The 18,110-nt window shown below is 59.1% G+C and carries 17 protein-coding genes; 5 read left to right on the forward strand and 12 right to left on the reverse strand.

Translation table 11 applies throughout. The features are described 5' to 3' along the window. Nucleotides 1-62 precede the first annotated feature (62 nt). The 4 genes from MRBLRC7O_RS11235 to MRBLRC7O_RS11250 form a co-directional block, all read right to left on the reverse strand. The gene (locus MRBLRC7O_RS11235; RefSeq protein ID WP_080866456.1) at nt 63-1,496 is read right to left on the reverse strand and encodes a M81 family metallopeptidase; all 1,434 of its coding nucleotides are present in this window, start codon (nt 1,494-1,496) and stop codon (nt 63-65) included. Between the two features lie 12 nt (nt 1,497-1,508). Then, entirely contained in the window at nt 1,509-3,428 is a 1,920-nt protein-coding gene (locus tag MRBLRC7O_RS11240) for a beta-N-acetylhexosaminidase (RefSeq protein ID WP_080866457.1), read from the reverse strand. Nucleotides 3,429-3,473: 45 nt separating this feature from the next. Then, nucleotides 3,474-4,256, reverse strand: coding sequence for an SDR family oxidoreductase (locus tag MRBLRC7O_RS11245; RefSeq protein WP_003504903.1), 783 nt, complete (start codon nt 4,254-4,256; stop codon nt 3,474-3,476). Nucleotides 4,257-4,340: 84 nt separating this feature from the next. Next, nucleotides 4,341-5,204 carry a MurR/RpiR family transcriptional regulator gene (locus tag MRBLRC7O_RS11250; RefSeq protein WP_003504906.1) on the reverse strand — a complete coding sequence of 288 codons (864 nt, stop codon included), beginning with the start codon at nt 5,202-5,204 and terminating at the stop codon, nt 4,341-4,343. Between the two features lie 243 nt (nt 5,205-5,447). Here MRBLRC7O_RS11250 and MRBLRC7O_RS11255 point away from each other — a divergent pair, with 243 nt between their 5' ends. Continuing rightward, nucleotides 5,448-5,933: a hypothetical protein gene (locus MRBLRC7O_RS11255; protein ID WP_003504908.1), complete on the forward strand. Its 486-nt coding sequence runs from the start codon at nt 5,448-5,450 to the stop codon at nt 5,931-5,933. Between the two features lie 152 nt (nt 5,934-6,085). Here the strand turns inward: MRBLRC7O_RS11255 and MRBLRC7O_RS11260 are convergent, their stop codons facing one another. The 6 genes from MRBLRC7O_RS11260 to MRBLRC7O_RS11285 all read right to left on the reverse strand — a co-directional run bounded on the left by MRBLRC7O_RS11260 (nt 6,086) and on the right by MRBLRC7O_RS11285 (nt 11,887). Then, nucleotides 6,086-7,198, reverse strand: coding sequence for an ABC transporter ATP-binding protein (locus MRBLRC7O_RS11260; RefSeq protein WP_003504910.1), 1,113 nt, complete (start codon nt 7,196-7,198; stop codon nt 6,086-6,088). A gap of 186 nt (nt 7,199-7,384) precedes the next feature. Next, a complete protein-coding gene (locus MRBLRC7O_RS11265; RefSeq protein WP_003504912.1) occupies nt 7,385-8,617 on the reverse strand; it encodes an ABC transporter substrate-binding protein in 1,233 nt (410 codons plus the stop codon). A gap of 40 nt (nt 8,618-8,657) precedes the next feature. Beyond that, nucleotides 8,658-9,515 carry a carbohydrate ABC transporter permease gene (locus tag MRBLRC7O_RS11270; RefSeq protein ID WP_003516772.1) on the reverse strand — a complete coding sequence of 286 codons (858 nt, stop codon included), beginning with the start codon at nt 9,513-9,515 and terminating at the stop codon, nt 8,658-8,660. Continuing rightward, a complete protein-coding gene (locus MRBLRC7O_RS11275) occupies nt 9,512-10,396 on the reverse strand; it encodes a carbohydrate ABC transporter permease (protein WP_020812890.1) in 885 nt (294 codons plus the stop codon). Before MRBLRC7O_RS11275 ends, MRBLRC7O_RS11270 begins: the two co-directional genes overlap by 4 nt. An 11-nt stretch (nt 10,397-10,407) precedes the next feature. Continuing rightward, nucleotides 10,408-11,589, reverse strand: coding sequence for a Gfo/Idh/MocA family protein (locus MRBLRC7O_RS11280; protein ID WP_080866458.1), 1,182 nt, complete (start codon nt 11,587-11,589; stop codon nt 10,408-10,410). Between the two features lie 115 nt (nt 11,590-11,704). After that, the gene (locus tag MRBLRC7O_RS11285) at nt 11,705-11,887 is read right to left on the reverse strand and encodes a hypothetical protein (RefSeq protein WP_035212808.1); all 183 of its coding nucleotides are present in this window, start codon (nt 11,885-11,887) and stop codon (nt 11,705-11,707) included. 153 nt (nt 11,888-12,040) lie between these two features. On the opposite strand from MRBLRC7O_RS11285, the gene MRBLRC7O_RS11290 reads away from it, so the two are divergent. From MRBLRC7O_RS11290 to MRBLRC7O_RS11305, 4 genes are read left to right on the forward strand one after another with little or no spacing between them, the layout of a single operon-like run. Further along, on the forward strand, nt 12,041-12,793 hold the full coding sequence (locus MRBLRC7O_RS11290) for a GntR family transcriptional regulator (protein WP_003504923.1): 753 nt from the start codon (nt 12,041-12,043) through the stop codon (nt 12,791-12,793). Between the two features lie 26 nt (nt 12,794-12,819). Next, entirely contained in the window at nt 12,820-13,842 is a 1,023-nt protein-coding gene (locus MRBLRC7O_RS11295; RefSeq protein WP_080866459.1) for an SIS domain-containing protein, read from the forward strand. Then, a complete protein-coding gene (nagA, locus tag MRBLRC7O_RS11300) occupies nt 13,839-15,008 on the forward strand; it encodes an N-acetylglucosamine-6-phosphate deacetylase (RefSeq protein WP_080866460.1) in 1,170 nt (389 codons plus the stop codon). Before MRBLRC7O_RS11295 ends, nagA begins: the two co-directional genes overlap by 4 nt. 3 nt (nt 15,009-15,011) lie before the next feature. After that, on the forward strand, nt 15,012-15,938 hold the full coding sequence (locus tag MRBLRC7O_RS11305; RefSeq protein WP_003504929.1) for an ROK family protein: 927 nt from the start codon (nt 15,012-15,014) through the stop codon (nt 15,936-15,938). A 6-nt stretch (nt 15,939-15,944) separates the two neighbouring features. On the opposite strand, the gene MRBLRC7O_RS11310 is transcribed toward MRBLRC7O_RS11305, so the two are convergent. Continuing rightward, the gene (locus MRBLRC7O_RS11310; RefSeq protein WP_080866461.1) at nt 15,945-17,198 is read right to left on the reverse strand and encodes an FAD-dependent oxidoreductase; all 1,254 of its coding nucleotides are present in this window, start codon (nt 17,196-17,198) and stop codon (nt 15,945-15,947) included. A 30-nt stretch (nt 17,199-17,228) separates the two neighbouring features. Beyond that, nucleotides 17,229-17,930 carry a phosphatase PAP2 family protein gene (locus MRBLRC7O_RS11315; RefSeq protein ID WP_020812884.1) on the reverse strand — a complete coding sequence of 234 codons (702 nt, stop codon included), beginning with the start codon at nt 17,928-17,930 and terminating at the stop codon, nt 17,229-17,231. Between the last annotated feature and the right edge of the window lie 180 nt (nt 17,931-18,110).

Here is an 18,110-nt window from a genome sequence, read left to right on the forward strand (position 1 = left end):
GGAGATTCGCCTGAGATGATCCGGCACCGCCGGATCGCTGGGTAAAAGCTACCGGACCGCTGTCATCGCCAGCGGGCCGAAAGGATGGGTTTGGGGGTATAGTCGAAATGCGGCTTCCATGGGTAGAAATCGCCATCCCGGCGGCGATTGGGAAGGTTTTCGATATCCTGATTGATAACCCCTTCCGTCAGCGCCATGAGGTTGGGATTGGCGATCGGTGCAAGCTCCGGCGAAAGATAACCTGACTTGACGACCAGCAGCCGCACGCCCTTTGGATCGAAGCCGAGACGGGTGAAATCGGAAATCATGTGATAAGGCCTGCGCCGCGCCGCCAGAATGACCGTGATGCCACCGATGGCGACCACCGCCTGCCGCTGGTCCGCAGCACCAGAATCGTCCAATTTCAGGACCTCGGCTTCGACAGTGACCGATGGGCTTTGCGGATCGAGACTGCCGCCAATCTTCAGGGAAAGTGTTGCACCTTCGCCGGCCGCAAAACAGGCTTCGACCGCCGGCCTGTCGGTGATGCCGCCCAGCAACGCACCCTGCCAGTTGCGCGCAATCAGTGCGGCCAGAACATCGGCGCGATCGCCAACCCCACCACCGGTCGGATTGTCTCCCGAGTCGGCCAGGATGATCGGTCGCGTTGCGGTGTTTTCGGCAATATCCACAATGGCCTCAAGCGGCTCGGTCACGGGGCCGAAACGAAAGTCCTGCCGGGCATTCCAGTAGGATTGCGCGATCTCGCTCGCGACCGCCTGTGCAGCCGCTTTGTCCGTTCCCGTCACCACGGCGCAGGCCGTTGCACGGGGTTCGTCCGCCCAGACGTAGCCGATCATGAAATTCGCATCCCAAATGCCGGGCCGCACATCATGATCCGGCAGAACCGCATAAAGGCTTTTGGCAGGCTCATCCTCCGTCGAGGTCTTTTCACCCGGCAGCAGAACGGGGATTTTTGCCCATGCCACGCCGGGTCTTTCTCCCGTCTTCAGCGCCTTCAGCAGCATCGCCCAAGCCCGTACCATCGTCTCGCGCACATCGATATGCGGCGCCGTTCGGTAGCCGGCAAATATGTCGAGCTGATCGATGATCGTCTGGCTGACATTGCCATGCAGATCATAGCTCGCGGAAACGATCACATCCGGTCCCACCACGGCGCGGGCGCTGGAAATCCAGTCACCTTCCGCATCCTCCATACCCTCGACATTCATCGCTCCATGCATGGCGAGATAAAGCCCGTCGAGCGGCAGCGCGGCCTTCAGGCGCTCGAGGAATTCCCGCTTGAACGCGTCATAGGTCGCGCGCGACACAGGGCCGCCCGGCACCGCCCGCGCATGCAGAAGCGGCAGTACGTCCACCCTGCCCTCACCGAGGAAATTGAAATACTCGGCCTCCAGCAGTTCGACGCCGCGAAAGACACGAAAATCTTCCTGCCCCATCAGCACCGGCGAATAGGTGCTGCATTCGGTATGAATTCCACCAACGGCAATACGCATGTCTGTTTCCCCTCAATAAACCGGGCTCAAGGGGACGATGGCGGAAAAACGCAACCAGTCCTTCTGCGCTTTTGGTGTCCACGCCGCCTCGGCAATGGCCGGCAGCCTCGGGAAAACCAGATGGTTGAAATAGGCACGGTTGAGGAAGTGTTCTGACCAGATGCAGGCCTGAACGCCCTTCATCCGCTCCTTCAACTCCTCGGGAAATTCGCCGACGGCTTCATAGGCATAGGTATGCGAAGGCGGAACGGTGCCGGCCCAGCTTGCGCCCGGCTCCTGCCAGGCTTCATCCTGCACCATGTCCAGATAATAGGCCTGACCCGGCGTCATCACCACATCGTAGCCCTGGCGCGCAAGCTCAAGTCCGACTTCCGGCTTCTGCCATGCCATCAGCAACGTTCCGGCCGGATCGACGCCGCCGCCATGGGAAACCTCATCCCAGCCGGCAAGCTGGCGGCCGCGCTCGTGCAACATCCCCTGAATACGTTTCATGAAATAGGACTGGATGCCGAAGGTGCCATCCAGCCCCTCCTTTTCCATCAGCGCCTTGGCAAGCGGCGAGGCGAGCCAGGACCCATCCGCAACCTCGTCGCCGCCGATATGGATCAGCCGCGACGGAAAGAGCTCAACCATCTCGTCGAATATCTTACCGAGGAATTCATAGGTCGGCTCGATGGCCGGGTTGAGCGCGTTGTTCGGATATCCCTGCACAGAGCGATAGCTGTCCGGTGCCTCCTGCCCATCCGTCAGTTCCGGATAGGCGACAAGAGCCGCCGTGCTGTGGCCGGGAATATCGACTTCCGGCACGATTTCGACATTCAACGCGGCCGCATGCGCAACGACCATGCGCACCTCATCCTGCGTGTAATAGCCGGACACCGGTTCGGCCCCGTTACCGAGCTGCGGCGGAAGTGGCGCATCCGGACCGCGTGTCGCGCCGACTGTGGTCAGCAGCGGATAGGCCTTGATTTCAAGACGCCACGCCTCATCATCCGTCAGGTGCCAGTGGAACCGGTTCATGCGCAGCCATGCGAGAACATCGATCAGCCGCACGACATCATCAGTCGGATAGAATTGCCGCGAGACATCCAGATGGCAGCCGCGCCAGCTATAACGCGGCGCATCGCTGATGGTGCCGGCAACAGGGAAACGGAACTTGGGATCGATGCGCGCGCCATGCAGCAGCTGCGCCAGAACCGTCAAGCCATATTGCAGACCGGCAGCGGCCGAATATTCCACAACGACCGCGTCTTTCGAAAAGGTGATGCGATAGCCTTCGGCTTCCAGACCGCTATGCTGCTTGAAACGAAGCGGTTTTCCCTCATGAACCGGCGCGAGGCTGAAGGGCACGTGCCCGACGGCAAAAAGCCTGCGGAACAACGAAAGCACGGTTTCCACCGCAAGCACCTCTTCCGCGCCTGCATCTTCCGTGGGGAAGAGCGCGACGGGGAAGCCTTCGCCCGGTTCCGCATCGATTTCGGCAGGCCAGGGCTGGATGGAAAAGGGCAGGTCGAGCTTGCCTTCAGGAAGCAGCACCGGTGCCGGCTCGCTGTGACGCCCATCCAGCATCAGGTCACCGACATCGACAGCGCGATGCGTTCCGTCGGCAAGGCTGACATAGGCGGATTTCGCGCCATCCGTGCGATGCCTTGCGGGCCGCAGCAGGCCATCGACGGTGAAGCGCCAGGATTTGCCGGGCTCCAGCACGAAGCCCGCCGGCGGTGCTAATTCATGGAAATTGGCGTTGCGGCGCAGGTAAACGGCATTGCCGCACACCGGCTTGTCCACCGTCCGCGTCAGCGACGTGTAAACGATACGGAAATCCTTCAGCGGTGCGCCGGAAAGATTGACGAGAGTGAAGGTAAAGCCGCCGGATGCGGACTCTGCGAGCGGATGCCAAGAATTTTCAAGACGATATTGTGCGAGCGCCATGATGCTCCCCTTTATTGCGCATTGGAACCGGTGAGACGGTTTTAATCAGTAGTGTTCGGATTGCGAGAAAGTCCGGGCAAGCGGTGCCTGCCCCGCCGTGAGACCACAATCAACCGGCAAGCACACGCCGCTGATGGCGGCGGCCTGCGGGCCGGCCAAGAAAGCAACCGCATTGGCCACATCTTCAGGTCGCACGATCCGCTGCAGCGGATACCAGTGCTTCGCCTCCTCGAAGACCTGAGGATTGACGGCGGCCCGCGCCTCCCATGCCTGCGTGCGCACGGTGCCCGGCGCAACGGCGTTGGAGCGGATGCCGAATTTTCCGTATTCGACGGCGATCAGCTTGGTCAGATGGATCAGCCCGGCCTTTGCCGCGCTATAGGCAGGGTGGCCGAATACCGCCATGCCGTTGACGGAGGTGATGTTGACCACCGACCCCTGGGTACGCTTCAACGCCTCCTCGAAAGCCCTGAAGCAGAGAAACGGGGCTTCCAGATTGAGGATATTGTCCTTGCGCCATATGTCGGCGGTCGTGTCATGCAGGCTGACCGCCCTTGCGGCACCCGCATTGTTGACGAGGGTCGCGACATCACCCAGTTCCGCAACCTCGGCGGCCAGCCTCTCAAGGTCCTGCGGATCGGTGACATCGCAGGTTTTCGCAACGAAGCGGGGACCGGAAAGCAGGGATAGCGCGCCCGAAAGAGCGTCGGGATCGATATCGACCAACACTACCTTTGCATGGCTTTCAGCGAGCGCCGCAGCAATTGCCCGACCAATATCACCTGCCGCGCCGGTAACGACGGCGAGCTGGTCTTTCCTGTCCTTCATCTCCTACAACTCCCTTGAAGCTTTACGACCCGCCACAAAGCGAGGTCTCCGGCAAAGCAGCCTGTGTTTTTCGGCATACCGCCCTCAATCACCGAGCAATTGCTTGTCATCCGGGTCACGATGTTCCACGAGCTGCTGCTTGATATGACGCAACGTCACCATCGACCGCTGCCGTTGGTGATAGGCAGCAAGCGTCGCCAGAACATCGACGGCGGCCAGATAGGCGTAGCGCGATGAGGTGGGGCGGAAGATATTGTTTCCCTCGGGTACATTAACGGCCACCACCATATCCGCAGCCGCGGCAACAGGCGTGTCGCTCTGGGTGAGCGCAATGGTGGTGACCCCCATTTCCCGCGCCAGCCTGAAACATTTCACCAGTTCCATGTTTCGGCCGGAAAAGGACGAACCGATGATGACGTCTTCCTTGCGCGCAGCGGCGGTCATCATCAGCTGCATGCTGTGATCGGCGCTGGTCGAAACGCGCAGACCCAGGCGGAACAGCCGGTTCTGGATTTCCGAAGCTATCATCGAGGAATTGCCGCCCGCGCCGAAGGCGTAGATCATGCCGCTATTGGCGATCCTGATCGCGGCCTCATCGGCCAGAGCGGGATCGAGCGTCCTGTGCAGCAGGAAAAGCGCTTCCTGCGCCTTGGCAAGCACCTCCTCCGCGACATCGGAAGGGCCGGTGCTGGAGGGCTCGGAGGTAAGATATCGGATACCCACATAGGCCGTCTTGGCGAGGCTGACCTTGAAATCCGAAAAGCTCTGGCAGCCGAGACGCCGGCAGAACCGCGTCACCGTCGGCGGAGATACTTCGGCGCGGGCCGCAAGCTCGATGATCGAGGCATTGACGGCGAATTCGAAGTCCGAAACCAGAATATCGGCGATCCGCCGTTCCGATTGCGAGAACTGCCCCCTGTCTTCCTGTATCCTTGCGAAAATATCCATGTTCACCGGTCTCCGTTCCGCCAAAACTTAAGCCTTGGCTCCGTTACCGATGCACCCTAATAAAGCGCGCCCGTCAACCGCATAGCCCCCTGAATCGATCCTGTTTCGTCCCATTGACGACACGACGGACACCTCTGATTTGAAAATTATTTTCTCTGTTGATTGATAGATGAGCATATGCCAACAATCTTCACCAGAGAAAACTCCAAATCTTGAAAATAATTTCAAAAACGGACCCAAACCATGCGTGACCCCTTCAAAAACCCCTTTCCCGCAACGGACGTCGCCCGCCATTCTATCTGGGAGATGCTGGTAACGCGGGACATCGACGCATTCCTCGCTGCCGACTGGTCGAAGGTCGCGGATGATTTCGTTGAGGACGGCTTTCTCGGCATCAACGCCAACCGCGATGCGAACCCGGACAACTGGCGCCTGTCCTTCCCCTCGCTTACCGCCTATCGCGACGAATGGCTGCGGCAGGCGCAGGATTTTCAAACCCAGCAATTCGCAGAGAATCCGCGCGATGCGATCTTCACGACCACCACGCTGGAAGAAATCGAAGTGGAAGGCGAGACCGCGCTGGTCCGCAAGAAGTTCGACGGCGGGCTTCGCAAGGCCGATGGCAGCTTCGACGTCATGAAATGGCAGACGCTCTATTATTGCCGGCTGCATCAAGGCCGCTGGAAGATCAGCGGTTTCACCGGCTACATGCCCAATCCTATGCCCTGATCCAACGGACTTGGCAGACAGTTTCGAACGCCGGGCCGAAAGCCCGGCGTTATTTTTTCGTCTGGAAGACGAAGAAGAAAACCGACGAAAATGGATCTCGTCAGAGAAAACCGGGCATGGGGAGACAGATTTCATGGCCCGGTTCCTGCCCTTTATTGTATCAGCTTGAGGACGGAGAGATCGACGCGCCGTTCCAGCGCTGTGCCGCTTTCATCGAACAGATGGCAGTCCGACGCCTTAATGCCGGTGACGATGAGTTCGTCGACAACAACCGGCGCGGAACCGGAAAGAAGCGCGCAATAATTTTCACCCGTGGGCGCGACGCCATAAGCGATCGTATTTACACCCAGCCGCTCGATAACGCTGGGCGCGACCTTGATATTCAGGTCGGCCGTTTCGAGACCGGTATGTTCCGGGCGAATGCCGAGCGTCAGCTGCGTGCCTTCAAGACCGGCGCGCGGCTCCACCGGCACGGTGATCGTCTGGCCCTCATATTCCACCGTCACACCTTCGGCGCTGACGGATTTGCAGGTGACCTTGAGGAAGTTCATTTTCGGATTGCCGATGAAACCTGCGACAAACACGTTCGCCGGCTTGTGGTAAAGCTCGAGCGGCGCGCCAACCTGGGCGATTTCACCACCATTCAGCACCACGATGCGGTCAGCCATGGTCATGGCTTCCACCTGGTCGTGCGTCACATAGATCATCGTCGCCTGCAGCGTCCGGTGAAGATTGGTGAGTTCGATGCGCATGTCGGCGCGAAGTGCCGCATCAAGGTTGGAAAGCGGCTCGTCGAACAGGAATATCTTCGGCTCGCGAACGATGGCGCGGCCGATCGCCACGCGCTGACGCTGGCCGCCGGACAACATGCCGGGACGCTGCTGCAGGCGCTGGTCAAGTTGCAGGATCTTGGCGACGCCCTCAACCTTTTCCTTGATCTTGGCCTCTTCCATTTTTTCGACGCGGAGGGGAAAAGCGATGTTTTCGAAAACCGTCATATGCGGGTAGAGCGCATAGGACTGGAAGACCATGGCGATGCCGCGTTTCACCGGCGGCAAGTCATTGACCTTCACGCCGTTGATGACGATATCGCCAGCGGAAATATCCTCAAGGCCGGCGATCATGCGCAGCAATGTGGACTTGCCACATCCCGAGGGGCCGACAAAAACGACGAACTCGCCATCCCTGATGTCGAGCTGAACGCCCTTGATGACTTCGAAATGTCCATAGTTCTTGCGGACGTTGTTGAGATAAAGCTGACCCAAAACTTGCCTCTCCCGTCACCAGCCGACATCAGGCTGCGTTCAGAGACGTTCCGCAACACGGGGAAAATCGCGTCGAACCGGAACCGTTGAAAAACACGAGACGACCCTTCCGTCATAACGGCAGGCATTCTCGCGGCGGATTATGGGGTTGCGGGCGACCTGCGCCCGCAACCGTATCAATGTGGATTACTTGTACTGCTCGAGAGCTGCAGAGGCCTTCTTTGCGGCATCTTCCGGTGTTGCCTTGCCGGTAACGACAGACTGCACCATCTCGATCATCGTGTCCTGGAAGCCCTTGTAGTCAGTGAAAAGCGGCTCGGGACCGCCATAGGCGATACCGTCGATGAGCGGCTTCCAGAAGGGGTCCTTGGCGATGAATTCATCAACCTTCGGCGACGGACGAAGCGGGGTGAGGCCAGCGCCGCCCTGCAGTTCGTATTCACCCTGCGGGCCGGGCGAGGTGATGAATTTGGCGAATTCGGTCGCCTTTTCTTCGACACCGGTTCCCTTGAAGATCGCGAGGCTGTCGGTGATGAGCAGCGTGCCGGGGCCCTTGGCTTCAGGGCCGAGCGGCAGGGTTGCGATACCCCAGTTGATCTTGGTTTCCTGCAGACGGGTTGCGGCACCCGATCCTGCCTGGATCATGCCGACCTTGCCATCGAGGAAGATGGCGCGGATTTCGTTCTGCTCATAGGCCGTCGGACCTTCGACGGAATAAGGCGTGATATCCTTGTAGGCCTTAAGCGCTGCGAGAACCTGCGGGCTGTCGACGGTGATCTTGTCGCCATCGATGACCTTGCCGTTGTTGGTGTAAACCCAGTGCATGAACTGGTGCATGGTATTGTCGAAGGTCTTGGCGGGCAGGCCGTAACCGGCAACGCCGGTCTTTTCCTTGATCTGCTTCGCAAAGGCGATCTCTTCAGCCCAGGTCTTCGGCGGCACTTCCGGATCGAGACCGGCCTGCTTGAACAGGTCCTTGTTCCAGTAGAGCGCCTTGGTCGAGAAAGCGACCGGCACGCCCCACTGTGTATCCTCGAAGGTGACCGTGTCGACGATATTAGGGTAATAGGTCTTCTTTTCGTCTTCCGTCATCGGCACCGGAACGATGAGGTCGTTCTGAGCGAACTGCTTCAGCGTGCGCGAACCGACATAGGCCATGGCGACCGGGGTACCGGCGGCAGCGAGCGTGGTTGCCTTGTCCTGGCACTGAGCCCAGCCAACGACTTCCGGAACGACCTTGTATCCGGCATTCTTGCCTTCCCATTCCTTGATGTATTTTTCATGGATGGGGTCCATCTTGTCGCCGCAATAGATCCAGCTGATCTCCTTGTCGGCGGCGTGTGCCGCCACCGTGCCAAGGGCAGTGGAACCGGCAAATGCGAAAGCGCAAAGCGCCAATCCGTAATGTTTCAGTGCCATAATTAGTCTCCCGTTTTCTGGTGGTCGTTCCTATTGTTGATTATTTCACCGCGCCGGCGGTAAGCCCGCTGACGAGATAGCGTTGCATGAAGAAGATGACGACCATGGCCGGCGCAATGCCGACGAAACTGGCCGCCATCAACTCATTCCAGACGACTTCCTGACGACCGAAATAGGCGAACAGGCCGATGGGCAGCGGCATATATTCGGTCTTGGAATTGAAGGTGAGAGCGAAGATGAACTGCTGGGCATAAGCGCCGATGAAGGTGGTGATGGACACAACCGCGATACCAGGCATCGCAAGCGGCAGGATCACCCGGCGGAAGGTATAGAAATAGCTCGCGCCATCCACATAGGCCGCCTCCTCCAGTTCACGCGGGATACGCAGCATGTAGGTCCGCAAAAGCCAGATGGCGGTGGGGATCAAAAAGGCGGCACCGGGAATGATCATCGCCAGATAGGTGTTCAGCACGCCCATATTGCGCATCAGCCGGTAAAGCGGGATCAAAAGCACCGCACCGGAGAACATGTTGATCGCCAGAAACGCGCCGAGCAATTGCCCGCGACCGCGAAACTGGAACCGCGCGAAAGCATAGGACGCCGGCACCACCAGAAGCAGAACGATGATCGTCGATATCGTCGAGATGAAGAAGGAGTTGAAGACGTAGCGGGCAAAGCCGGGAACGCTGACCCACATGGTCCGATAAGCTTCGAAGGAGCCGTTTTCCGGCCAAAACTTATACGGTGACGAAAAAAGCAGGCTGAGCGGTTTCAGCGAAACCAGAAACCCTTCGACAAAAGGCGCCAGCACGAAGGTCAGGAATACGGCGATGCCGCAATAAATCCCGACAATCTCATACCATCTGTAACGGTTGATCATCGCATTTTTGTCGGTCATCGGCTGGTCTCCTGCGAGATACGGCTGGTGATGCGGAAGTAGAAGTAGGTGAATATGGACAGGAAGATGCAGATCAGCACTGCACGCGCTGCGCCCTCACCGTATTTGTAGGAACCGATTGCCGTCTTGTAGGTGTCGATGATCATGGTCGTCGTCTGGCCCGTCGGTCCGCCCTGTGTCAGGATCCAGATGATGTCGAAGGAATTGAAGGTCGAAATCAGCGAGATCATCGACATGGTAATCATGGCCGGCAGCATCAGCGGCAACGTGATGCGGCGGAAGCGGTAGGTGCGGCTGGCGCCGTCGGTCCAGGCTGCCTCGTAAAGATCCTGCGGAATGGCCTGAATTGCCGCCAGCAGATAAAGCGTCACCATCGGCACGCCGATCCATACGTCGGTGATGATGGTCGCCCAGAAAGCCGTGCTGCCATAGGCGAGGAAGGCGACTGGACCGTCCACCAGGCCAAGATTCTGGAGAACACCGGAAATCATGCCGAACTGGCCGTTATACATCCAGCCCCACATGAAGATGCCGATAGCCATAGGCACGATCCATGGCGGCATGGTCAAAAGGCGAAACAGCGCCCGACCAGGAACGGCCGAATTCAGAAGGACTGCACCAAATGTGCCGATGATCATCTTTATCGAGACGGAAAAGAACGTCCAGATAAAGGTCCGCGTGATGACCTCGGCAAAAGTCGCGTTGAAAATCTTCTCGTAGTTGATGAATCCCACCCAGTTCGTCGTTTTTCTAAGCGACGCATCGGTGAAGGACAGGATGAAGGTATCGACGAGCGGATAAGCAACGATAACCGTGATGTATAAAAGCGCCGGCAGAAGAAGAAGCCAGGCGAAGACGACCGCGCTGCGTTTCGCATCCATCGCCGCGCCCCTCAAGCCGATTTCACGGCGGGGGATTTAGGCTGGCCGTGTAGCGCCAGATCATACTCCTCCCACACCGGCTTGAGATCGATCACTTTACGGCCATGGCGCGCTTCATCCATGGCAAGCGCCAGAATTCCGGCCTCTATCGCATCGAGTGCGGAAACCGGCAGCGGCGTACCCTTGACAATATGGGCGATGACGTCCTCCGCCATTTGCTCATCCGCACCATAATGCTGCGAGAGCGTGGTCGCCGCCGAATAGGTCTTGGCAACGGTCTTTTCATTGGTCCGGGCATTGTGCACGCTCAGGAAGCCGCGAACAAAATCACCCTCGGCCATGCCCTTGGCGCCGATCACGCAGAAGCGGCGGAAATCGTCGGGAACGTTGAGATTGGTATGGAAGGCAAGTGATGCGCCGTTCTCGTATTCGACGATCGCCGTCTGGTAGTCGATGATATCACCGTCGCTGTCGAAGACCTTGTCGGAACCCATCCATCCGCTCGGCTTGCGATGGTAAACCTCCATGTCGTTGATGCCGTCATTCTGCGGCGCGTTCGCCGGCGTGAAGCTCTTGCGCCCGCCGAAACTCGATACGAAACGCGGCCGCGCGCCGACCACGCCATTATAGAGATCGAGGTCGTGGCAGCATTTTTCCAGCATGAAGGAACCGGAATAATTCTCGTAACGCCGCCAGTCGCGCATGAAGAATGCGCCGTGATAGGGCGGGATATGCTCCGAGGCCTCGATGGAAACGACATCACCCAGCCTGCCTTCGGCCTGCGCGGCGCGCAGATCGCGGTAAAGCGGGGAGTAACGCAGGACCAGACCAACGAGCAGCCGCTCGTGGCCGTGCTTGTTGAGCAGCCGGGCGAGTTCGAGGCTTTCCTCGATGCTGACGACGATGGGTTTTTCGGAGAAGATGGTGCAACCGGCCTCAAGCCCGATGCGGATATGCTCAAGATGCATATGGTTCGGCGAGCCGATCATCAGCAGATCGAATTTTTCGTTCGCGATCAGCGCCTCGGGGCTATCGTAAGCCTTGCCGGCCGAAATGCCCTTCTCCTGCAGGCCCGGCAGGCCCGCCGGCGCGGGATCGACATAACCGACGATCTCGAAATCCCTGTCGATCTCATGAAAAACGTAGCCCAGATAACCGAGACGGAATCCGAGTCCGATAATTCCCACCTTCATGAACTTTGTTCCCTGTTCATTCGTAATTCATTTTCGCAGAAGCGACCATTTCTGTGCTGGCCATCCAGTTATCTGCGATAATTTTCCGTCACGATGAAATTAATTTTCACGACGGTCAAGTTAAATTCGATTTCACTAACGCTGCCGCCAGCTGGAAACCGATTTTTTCGTCGAGACAGGTGCGAAACAGATCGCCGCCGGCCACCAACGCACAAAACAATACCAAAAAAATGCCAATCGTCCAGAGCATTTCCGTTATCGGGAAATTTTTTTTGGTTAATGCGAAAATATCAAGCACATAGCCTTATTATCAGGCAAAACATCGAAAAAATAACCGATTAATCGTACAAATCCGACAATGGTTTTATTTTGGTATTGCTGATTACGCGGCATATGATATAGCCAGAGCCGGCCATATCGCCGACCACATGGATCGTGACAGAGGTTATGGATGAACGGGGCAGCGCTTAATCTGGATGACCTGCAATCAGGCGGCGGCCCGCTTTACCTGAAACTGCGCCAGACGATTGAAGACGCCATCAATGGCGGCCGCCTGAAGCATGGCGACGCCTTGCCGCCGGAGCGCGATATTGCCGAAAGCGCCTGCGTCAGTCGCGTCACAGTGCGCAAGGCGGTGGATGATCTCGTCCGCGATGGTCTTCTGGTCCGCCGGCACGGTTCGGGCACTTTTGTCGTCAAGCCCATCACCCGCATGCAGCAGCCCCTGACCAAGCTCACCTCGTTTACCGAGGACATGCGCCGGCGCGGGATGACGGCGAGCACACGCTGGCTGGACAGAGGCCTGTTCCACCCGACTGGCGACGAGATGATGGCGCTCGGCCTTTCCCAATCCGCCATGGTGGCGCGGCTCACACGTCTGCGTCTCGCCAACGACCAGCCGATCGCACTCGAAGTCACGAGCCTGCCGGGCGATATTCTGCCCGACCCGCAACTGGTTGAAAACTCGCTTTATCTGGAGCTCGAGAAAAGCGGTATCCGCCCCGTGCGCGCCATTCAGCGCATCTCCGCCCGCAATCTCACGGATGAGGAAACATTGCTGCTTGGGGTTCCGCCAGGCTCGGCAGCCCTTTCCGTTCAGCGAATGGCCTATCTGGAAAGCGGACGCCTCATGGAAATATCCCGCGCACTGTACCGCAGTGACGCCTATGACCTCGTCGCCGAACTGACGATGGGTCCCGAGTGACAAACCTTGATCAAGGACATGAAACGATGACAACCCTGATGCGCCAGGAAATCGATGAGATTCCCGATGCAGTCGCCCGCCTGCTGGACAATGCCAACGCCGACTTCCGGGAAGCCGGCGCTCACCTGAGGGCCCGTGACCCGGCCGTTATCGTCACCATTGCACGCGGTTCCTCCGACCACGCCGCGCATTTCCTGAAATATGCGATCGAATTGCAGACCGGGCTGCCGGTCGCTTCGCTCGGCCCCTCGCTCGCCTCGATCTACCAGACGAAACTGCGGCTGGACCGGGCGGCGGCCTTCGCCGTCTCGCAATCCGGTAAAAGCCCAGATATCGTCGCTCTGGCGGAAAGCGCCCGTAGGGGTGGCGCGCTTACCTTCTCGCTCGTCAACACCCTGCCCTCCGCGCTCGGCGAAGCGGCAAATCACGCCATCAACATCCAGGCCGGTCCTGAAAAAGCGGTGGCGGCAACCAAATCTTTCGTCAACTCCATCGTCGCCGGCCTCGCGATCCTTGCCGAATGGACGGAAGACAGCCTGCTTGCCAAGGCCGTCAGCGCCCTGCCGCAGAATTTCGCCAAGGCCATCGCGCTCGACTGGAGCCAGATCGGCGAAGCAGTCAAGGGCGAGGAATCGCTTTATATGCTAGGCCGCGGTCCGGCTCTCGCCATTGCCGCGGAAGCCGCCCTGAAATGCAAGGAAACCTGCGAACTCCACGCGGAGGCCTATTCTTCGGCGGAAGTCATGCACGGCCCCGTTTCGCTGGTCGCGCCGAAATTTCCCATCATCGCCTTTGCCGCGCGTGACCGCGCGGAAACCTCCGTGACGGACATAGCGGCCGGTCTCGCCGGCAAGGGCGCAAGCGTTTTCGTCACCTCCGCAAAAGGCAGCCCGGCCAAGCCCTTGCCCTTCGTGGAAACCAATCACCCGCTGACCGACGCCCTGTTGCTGATCGCACCGTTTTACGGCTTCATCGAGCAATTGTCGCGCGCACGCGGCTTCAATCCGGATGCGCCCGTGGCGTTGAAGAAGGTGACGGAAACCCAATGAGCAGCAAGGCATTTGTCGGCGCCCGCATTTTCGATGGCGCCGGGTGGCACGATGGCAAGGTGCTGATGACCGGTGACGGCCGTGTTGGCGACATAGCCGACCGCATGTCCGTACCCCCAGACGCCGACATTATCGATGCGGAAGGACTGCTCATTGCGCCGGGCTTCATCGACCTCCAGGTCAATGGCGGCGGCGGCGTGATGTTCAACAATGAGCCGGATGTGGAAGGCATTGCCCGCATCTGCTCGGCCCATGCGCAATTCGGCACCACGGCGCTGATGGTCACTCTCATCACCGACCGGCCGGACATTACCTCCAGAGCCGCCGAAGCCGGCATCGTCGCCCACAAGGCTGGGGTGCCCGGCTTTCTCGGCCTGCATTTCGAAGGGCCGCATCTTTCCGTCGCACGCAAGGGCACCCATGATCCGGCGCTGATCCGAAAGATGGAAACGGCCGATCTTGCGATTCTGACCGGCTGCAAGGCGAAGCTTCCATTCGTGCTGACAACCATCGCCCCGGAAAACGTAACCGAGGAGCAGGTTACGGCGCTGCGCAAGGCCGGCATCGTCGTCAGTCTCGGCCATACCGATGCGGGCCTCAGCGTGGCGACGGCCTATGCCGAGGCCGGTGCATCCATGGTGACACATCTCTTCAACGCCATGAGCCCGCTCGGCCACCGCGAGCCGGGGCTGGTGGGAGCGGCACTTTCTAACGGGAAGCTGGATTGCGGGCTGATCGCCGACGGTTTCCATGTCGATCCCGCCGCGATCGGCATAGCGCTTCGCGCCAAGAATAGTCCTGGCCGCATTTTCCTCGTTACCGACGCCATGTCCACCATCGGCACGGACGATGACGGTTTTGAACTGAATGGCAGGCGCGTCTATCGCAACGGCGGCCGGCTGACGCTTGAAGACGGCACGCTGGCGGGGGCGGATATCGATATGCTCTCCTGCGTCCGCTTCATGCATGAAAAGCTGGACACACCGCTGGAAGAGGCCTTGAGAATGGCCTCGGCCTATCCCGCCGAGGCGGTGGGCGCTTCCCGCAAAGGTAAACTCCTGCCCGGTTTCGATGCGGATTTCGTCATGCTGACACCCGACCTTCAGATGCATTCGACATGGATATCAGGAGAAAAAATCCACGATGCCGCACGTTCCGGAGCCTGAATCATGATCGTTTGTTTCGATATAGGCGGAACGACCATCAAGGGCGCGATTGCCTACGCTCCCGACGATATTCGCCCCGTGCCGCGCATCCCGACGCCCAAGACCAGTTTTGAAGACTTCGCCGCCGGCCTGAAATCCATCATCGATAATAGCGGCGGCACACCCGCCTGCGTGTCGCTGTCGATTGCCGGCGTCATCGACGCCGACACCGGCAAGGCCACTGTCGCCAATATTCAGAGCATCCACGGCAGGGTATTGAAGGACGAGCTGGAAAAGGCGCTGCACCTTCCCGTCATCGTGTCGAACGATGCGGATTGTTTCGTGATCGCCGAATCGGAAATCGGTTCCGGGCGAGGCCATCGCGTGGTCTTCGGCGTCATCCTCGGAACGGGTGTCGGCGGCGGCCTTGTCATCGACGGCAAGCTCATCAACAGCGACGGCGGTTTCGCCGGCGAATGGGGACACGGGCCGGTGGCCGCGACATTGGCCGGAAACCCGCCGGTTTCACTGCCGCGTTTCGAATGCGGTTGCGGCCTTTCCGGCTGCGTCGACGCAATCGGCAGTGCCCGTGGCATGGAAAAACTGCATTCGCATCTTCACCGGCAGGAGATGACCAGCGAGGACATTATTGCGGCCTGGCAGGCGGGCGATGCGAAGGCCGCGAGAACCATCGATGTCCTCATCGATATTCTCGCCTCGCCTCTGGCGATGGTGATCAACGTTACCGGCGCAACCATCGTGCCGGTCGGCGGTGGACTTTCCAATTCGAAGGCGCTTCTCGCGGCTCTGGACGAGGTGGTCAGGAGCCGCATTCTTAGACGCTTCGATCGCCCTCTGGTCGTGCCCGCCATCTGCCGCATTGAGCCGGGGCTGATCGGTTCCGCCGTTATCGGGCTGAAATATGAGAAAGAAGCCGCCGGCACTGCCTGAGCGGCGTCACACCGTCTCGATCTTTTCCCGGCGGAAACCCAGCCCCACCAGCCGGCCGGGGAGATGGGAAAGAAGCGGAAACCGCATGATGGCCAGCACAAAGGCTGGCGGTCCTTTCGGTTTTTCCGCATCGGCCCGGCCCTTCTTGCCGCCGATACGCATCATCCGCTGCAGAAATTGCGTGGCCTTGGTCGGGAAGGATCGCCGCTTTTCAATTGCGGCAAGATCGTCGTCGGTAACGGCGCGACCGGATACGAGCACCGGCACCAATATATTCGCCGCCGCAACCGCATCCTGAATGGCCAGATTAATGCCAACGCCACCGACAGGCGACATGGCATGAGCCGCGTCACCAATGCAGATCAGGCCCGGTTTCCACCAGCGCTTCAGCCGGTCGATACGGACGGTCAGGAGATGCACGTCGTCCCAGTTCTTGAGCTCATCCAGCCTTTCGCGTGGGAAAGGGCAGATTTCCGCAACCCTGTCCCTGAAGGCTTCAATTCCCTGCAGCTTTATGTCCGCGAAAAATCCCTTTCGCACCACGTAACCGCATTGCCAGTAATCGCCCCGGTTGATCATGACGAAACCCTGCCGCGAGCCGGCATGCCCCATGGTTTCCGTTGGATCACCAGGCTGTTTCGAAAGACGCAACCACAGTACTTCGGTCGGAATGCCGAAACGCTGCACCTCCAGCCCCGCCGCCTCGCGAACGGTGGAGTTACGGCCATCCGCTCCCACCACCAGATCGGCTTCGATCTCGATGATGCCTTCCGGTGTGCTGACCGTGAGACCACCAACATGCCCGCCGCGCTCAATCAGGCCGGTCACCGGCGCATTCATCAGCAATCGGAAATTTTCGTATTGCCCCGCCTTGCCGACAATGAAATTGAGAAAATCCCATTGCGGCATAAAGGCGATGAAGCGGTGACGGACCGGCAGACGGGAAAAATCCGCTATCGTGACACGCTCGCCGCCGATGACCGCATTCAGCCTTGGCGCACGCGTATGCGGCAGGCTCAGGAACTCATCGACAAAACCGAGTTGCTCCATCAATTCAAGCGTCGAGGGATGGATGGTGTCGCCACGAAAATCGCGGAGAAAATCCCCGTGTTTCTCGACAACGACGACATCGATACCGCTGCGCGCGAGCAGCAGGCCAAGCATCATGCCCGCCGGCCCGCCGCCGGCCACGGCGACGGACGTGCGGATACGCTGAACGGACCTGCCGTCATTTTCCGGAGCGTTTGTCGCCTCTTCCATCACCTTCCCCCTATGTCCCGCTGAAAGTCTCTATCGTGTATCCGCCGCCGGAAGATTTGCATTTTTCGGCTGCGGCCAGCCCTGCGCGTCAAACCGGAACAGCATTTCGGACCGGGCAAAGATAAAGGCGAAGGCCATGGCCGTCCACATGCCGAGCAACAGCCCGGCGGCGACATCGCTTGGATAATGTGCGCCGACAATGACACGCGAAACACCGATGACAAGGGCAAGCAAAAGAAACGCCCAGCGGAAGCGCGGCATCAACATGGCGAAAACGCCGAAAAACGCCCCGGCGGCTGTCGAATGGCCGGAGGGAAAACTTTCATAGAGATTGTCGCCCGTAAATGGAGTGAGGCTATAGGCGCCCATTTCAAGGAGAAGCTCCGGCCTTGCCCGCCCGATCAGGAATTTCAGCGTATGGACGAGAATGCTCGCCGTTCCGATCGTCAGAAAGAAATAAGCCAGAAGCCGCCATGCCGTCCTCAGCCGTCCATTGTAGGTCTGCGCCGTTAAAACCCGTGCCGCGACATAGGCCAATATCGCCAGAAGGCCGGTGGAATAGAGCATCCAGCTGAAGGTTCCGAAATCGGTAATCGCGCGGTTAAAGGAAACCACCCCACCCGGCAGGGCCTGCGCACTTTCGGAAAGACGCGGATCAAAAGGAATGAAGACCAGGACCAGCACAAGGCTTGCCGCAAAAATCCACCCGCTGGAAACCAGGAAACGTCGCATCAATATCCTCTCATTGTTTTTCTTGCATATGGCTTTGCCCTCCGCAAAAACAATAGCCCGGGCTTTGTCCTTGTTATGGCTGGTTTTCGCGAGTAGAGGCTAATGCATGTTGCCCGAAAGTGCGTAACGATTTCGGGAGAATGACAGGCACCAAGAGGTGCGAACCGGAAACGACCGACG

The organism is Agrobacterium radiobacter, assembly GCF_040801995.1.
Taxonomy (GTDB): Bacteria; Pseudomonadota; Alphaproteobacteria; order Rhizobiales; family Rhizobiaceae; genus Agrobacterium; species Agrobacterium radiobacter.

Bases quoted from the DNA above. Each gene is read 5' to 3' on its own strand.
- MRBLRC7O_RS11310 (WP_080866461.1), bottom strand. From the start codon at position 17,198: ATGGAAGAGGCGACAAACGCTCCGGAAAATGACGGCAGGTCCGTTCAG.
- MRBLRC7O_RS11235 (WP_080866456.1), bottom strand. From the start codon at position 1,496: ATGCGTATTGCCGTTGGTGGAATTCATACCGAATGCAGCACCTATTCG.
- MRBLRC7O_RS11280 (WP_080866458.1), bottom strand. From the start codon at position 11,589: ATGAAGGTGGGAATTATCGGACTCGGATTCCGTCTCGGTTATCTGGGC.
- MRBLRC7O_RS11290 (WP_003504923.1), top strand. From the start codon at position 12,041: ATGAACGGGGCAGCGCTTAATCTGGATGACCTGCAATCAGGCGGCGGC.
- MRBLRC7O_RS11255 (WP_003504908.1), top strand. From the start codon at position 5,448: ATGCGTGACCCCTTCAAAAACCCCTTTCCCGCAACGGACGTCGCCCGC.
- MRBLRC7O_RS11295 (WP_080866459.1), top strand. From the start codon at position 12,820: ATGACAACCCTGATGCGCCAGGAAATCGATGAGATTCCCGATGCAGTC.
- MRBLRC7O_RS11315 (WP_020812884.1), bottom strand. From the start codon at position 17,930: ATGCGACGTTTCCTGGTTTCCAGCGGGTGGATTTTTGCGGCAAGCCTT.
- MRBLRC7O_RS11250 (WP_003504906.1), bottom strand. From the start codon at position 5,204: ATGGATATTTTCGCAAGGATACAGGAAGACAGGGGGCAGTTCTCGCAA.
- MRBLRC7O_RS11275 (WP_020812890.1), bottom strand. From the start codon at position 10,396: ATGGATGCGAAACGCAGCGCGGTCGTCTTCGCCTGGCTTCTTCTTCTG.
- MRBLRC7O_RS11240 (WP_080866457.1), bottom strand. From the start codon at position 3,428: ATGGCGCTCGCACAATATCGTCTTGAAAATTCTTGGCATCCGCTCGCA.
- nagA (WP_080866460.1), top strand. From the start codon at position 13,839: ATGAGCAGCAAGGCATTTGTCGGCGCCCGCATTTTCGATGGCGCCGGG.
- MRBLRC7O_RS11270 (WP_003516772.1), bottom strand. From the start codon at position 9,515: ATGACCGACAAAAATGCGATGATCAACCGTTACAGATGGTATGAGATT.
- MRBLRC7O_RS11305 (WP_003504929.1), top strand. From the start codon at position 15,012: ATGATCGTTTGTTTCGATATAGGCGGAACGACCATCAAGGGCGCGATT.
- MRBLRC7O_RS11245 (WP_003504903.1), bottom strand. From the start codon at position 4,256: ATGAAGGACAGGAAAGACCAGCTCGCCGTCGTTACCGGCGCGGCAGGT.
- MRBLRC7O_RS11265 (WP_003504912.1), bottom strand. From the start codon at position 8,617: ATGGCACTGAAACATTACGGATTGGCGCTTTGCGCTTTCGCATTTGCC.